This window comes from uncultured Nitrospira sp. (assembly GCA_902500695.1).
GTDB lineage: Bacteria > Nitrospirota > Nitrospiria > Nitrospirales > UBA8639 > Nitrospira_E.
The window spans coordinates 1-3,471 of sequence record CABVRQ010000158.1 but is presented as its reverse complement, the minus strand read 5'-3'; the positions used below and the strand labels follow the sequence as shown (position 1 = coordinate 3,471).

Below are 3,471 nucleotides of genomic sequence, written 5' to 3'. Positions count from 1 at the left end.
TAGTTCTCTAAAGAGTGAGTTCAAACGGTAGGACTCGAAATAATGCAAGAGTTTAAAGCCCAGGTCAGTCGAGTCAAGGACCTGACCCACGACGTCCGGGAGTTGAAAATCAGCCTTACCGCTCCGGATTCAATCGACTTCAAGGCCGGGCAGTGGATCTCTCTGGACGTCTGGAATCCGAGATTGAAACAGCACGTGCCGCGTCAGTATTCGATTGCCTCGCCACCGAGTCAGTGCCAACATATCACCCTTCTCTTTAACCGGGTCCCCGAAGGCCCGGGCTCCAGCTATTTGTTTAGTCTTCATGAGGGAGACTCCTTGAAATTTCGTGGGCCCAATGGGTCGTTTTATCTTCAAGAGAAACCGGGGCGGGACCTTGTCTTTGTGGCCACGGGCACCGGTATTGCTCCGTTTCGTTCAATGATCTCTAGCTTTTTGGAACAGCCGGAAGTTGGAACCCTGACCCTATATTGGGGGTTGCGGAGCCAGCGGGACCTGTACTATCAACGTAACTTGGCAACCCTTTCACAGGGGAATCCAAATTTCAGTTTTATTACCACCCTCTCAAGGCCAGAGAGTGGCTGGAAAGGTTCGGTTGGACGAGTGACCACATTAGTGGAGAACAACATTTCATCAGTGAGCAATGTCACCATTTTTCTGTGCGGAAACGGAAGTATGATTCGAGAGACGACGGAAATTGTGAAAAAAAAAGGCCTCTGTCCCATTCGCACCGAACAATACTACGATGAAGCCGGCACCGGACCAGACGAATGAATCTGCCTCGACTCTACCGATAAAAACGGTCATTCGAATGCTCGTAGAGTCAAACAACTCATAGCCGGGAACTTAGGGATCTATTTCGGAGTGTCGGCGGCTTCAGTTGTGGTTAGTTGAGGTTGGGAGAAAAGGCGGAAGCTCACCGCAAATTAATTCGAAAACGTATAGCCCAGGGCCCAGATGAACGCCTCATCCGATTTCTTTTTCCCCGGCTCCGGGTCACTGTTATACCGGTATTCGAACGCCACCTTAAAAAACAAATTCCCATACACTTCTATGCGAGCTCCTTGCTCCGCTGTCAAACGTAGAGCAGTACTTCCTCCTACCCCCAGGTCGCGAAATCCTTTTTGGCGGTGATACACTCGTAATCGATCCGAAATCAGATCATAATCCCAATCCACTCCCCACGCAGCGGTAGCGGTTTTGGTCGTCCCTGTCTCTCGAAATTTTTCGTAAACAAACGCCGGACCGATCGCCCCACTTAAACTATGGCTTGGGGTATCGAGAAATTGATACCCGAGACCCAGACCGGTCGTACTCCGGACATCCAATCCCTGAAATTTATCATATTCGAGGAATTCGTAATTGTGGGCAAACAACTTTTTGGTGAAAAAATAATCATAGCCTATGGTGCCTCTGGCATTTTTGGCTGTGTTCTCTCCATCGGCCTCGGCAAAGGCATACTTGCCGGACATGAGGCCGCGATGTCGTTCTGTCCAAACCGTATTGTCGGTTGAGGCGTTCACAGCCGTGGTGTCCGTATTGCCCCTAGTCTGGTTACCTCCAAAGTCGAAGTTCCCTTTATAGCGAAGATCTGGAATATTGATGGTCTTCACACGGGCCGGCGGTATGCCTTCACTTCCGCCTAACGCAGTCACAGTCGTACGGGAAGTTTGATAAAAGCCATCTCCGTCAGAATCTTCTTCCTCCTCAATGACCTGAACGGAAAGCGGTGTTCGGGACTGCAGTTGTCCCACTTCTTCCCAATGAACGGATATATCCCCCGCATAAGCAGTTTTGATAGTAAGAGTTTTCTCTTCCATCGAGACGATCGTCCCAATGAGGTGCACGCCATTCTTGAGAGTGATCTCATCTAACTCTTCACTCTCTTGAATCTTTTCACCCGCCACGGCTTCCTCTTTTGAGCTGTTAATGGCCTTTACGGAATTGAGGGCTATCCTCACAGGAGGCGAGTCCTGGTCCTTCAGCACGTGGATTGAACCAGACTCAGCCAATTGGATCCGGCCTTCATAGGTCTCGCCGGTATCCAGAACGAGAGTGACCGGCTCTTCAGTCGCCAACCCCGTCACCTCTTCCCAACGAAGCGGAATAGGATTGCGCATACTCGCCGACGCTCTCACCCGCAGGACACCATTCATCATGCCAAATATTTTGCCTTTGAGAACGGTGCCATCCTTGAGCGCAATATGTCCAGGGACTGCGGCATAAAGAGGACCTCCCCCACTGATCAGCAGAATACCAAGAAAGACCATGAAGCGCTTCAATCTCAATGGAATGATTCTCCTTGGTAGAGAAGTGATCCTTGTGCGTGATAAATCGGATGCTTCATCACAAATCACGGACAATCAAGAATCACTCCTATGAAAAAATGGATTCGGCAAACTTTACGAAACACTGTGTAAAAATTAGGTCTGCAACTGAAAGATGAAGTGTAAGGGGGCGATTGAGAAGACTCACTCGGTTAACATGGTGGATCAGCCAAAAAATGGAATTATACCCACAGACAAACCTCAAAGCTACCCCAATATGGTGCTAAATAAGATAAATTGTGAAACTTTCGGAAATGGGACGTTTCACTTTTGTTCATATACAAAAAGGGAAAGATCCGCTGACGACGCGCAAGGATAACAGAAGGGAAAGGGGCCTGATGTATTTTTTGGGAGAAATAAAAGGGAAGCGTTCCTTGTGGAAAATAGCTTTTCTTAGTCAGGATGAATCCGAGTATTTTGGGAGCCCTTGAACCCACATCCTGCCATCGATCCTTTATGATCGAAAAAGAATGTGTAGATGGCATCTTTGGCTGTGGTGCTCGTGAGTAAATCTGCACAACCCGTATCCACCACGACAAGTCTCGGGCCTACCTGATTTCCGGGCTTTACTCTTGTCATTATTCATCTGACGAAAAATTATAGCGTAATGGTTCTTTGTGTGGTGTGGATGATGTCGATCATGTCCGGCTGCGCCGTGGTGCTTCTCGGTGCAGGTGCGGGGGCTGGTGTTGCAGGCGCAACCTATGTGATGGGCAAGCTGGAAGATGAGGTCAATGCTCCTGTCCCAGAAGTCCAGCAAGCTTCCGTGGCGGCATTGAAATCGTTTGAACTTCCCGTCGACAAGCAAGGAGGTGATAAATTAGCGTCAGAGTTGGAGTCAGAAACGGCTGATCAAAAGAAGATATGGATCTCGATCACTTCGCCCACTTCCTCCCGATCGGGAATCGTGATTCGAGTTGGTCTTATGAGAGATGAAGTCCGCTCCCGTCAGATCTTACAAGGCATACATGGGCGATTATATCCTTTTCGAACCTACCCGATTAGCCCCAAAATTCGATGTTTCTCAGACTTGTTATTTTTTAATAGATATGAGTTGTCCTGCCACTTCCGCTTTGGACGGAGATTAAGCCTCAACTTTTAAATCTGATTTTATAACGATATGCAGGCTATAGGCGGAACCCAA

3 protein-coding genes are annotated in these 3,471 nt (G+C 48.5%); 2 read left to right on the top strand and 1 reads right to left on the bottom strand.

All coding sequences use genetic code 11. The features are described from left to right. Window positions 1–42: 42 nt before the first annotated feature. Complete coding sequence (locus tag AAH187_RS19000; protein ID WP_342350063.1) at window positions 43–774, top strand: FAD-binding oxidoreductase; 732 nt, start codon at window positions 43–45, stop codon at window positions 772–774. Window positions 775–926: 152 nt separating this feature from the next. Here AAH187_RS19000 and AAH187_RS18995 read toward each other — a convergent pair whose 3' ends face one another. After that, window positions 927–2,288, bottom strand: coding sequence for a DUF481 domain-containing protein (locus AAH187_RS18995; RefSeq protein WP_342350062.1), 1,362 nt, complete (start codon window positions 2,286–2,288; stop codon window positions 927–929). 646 nt (window positions 2,289–2,934) lie between these two features. On the opposite strand from AAH187_RS18995, the gene AAH187_RS18990 reads away from it, so the two are divergent. After that, entirely contained in the window at window positions 2,935–3,429 is a 495-nt protein-coding gene (locus AAH187_RS18990) for a DUF3568 family protein (protein ID WP_342350061.1), read from the top strand. Window positions 3,430–3,471: the final 42 nt, after the last annotated feature.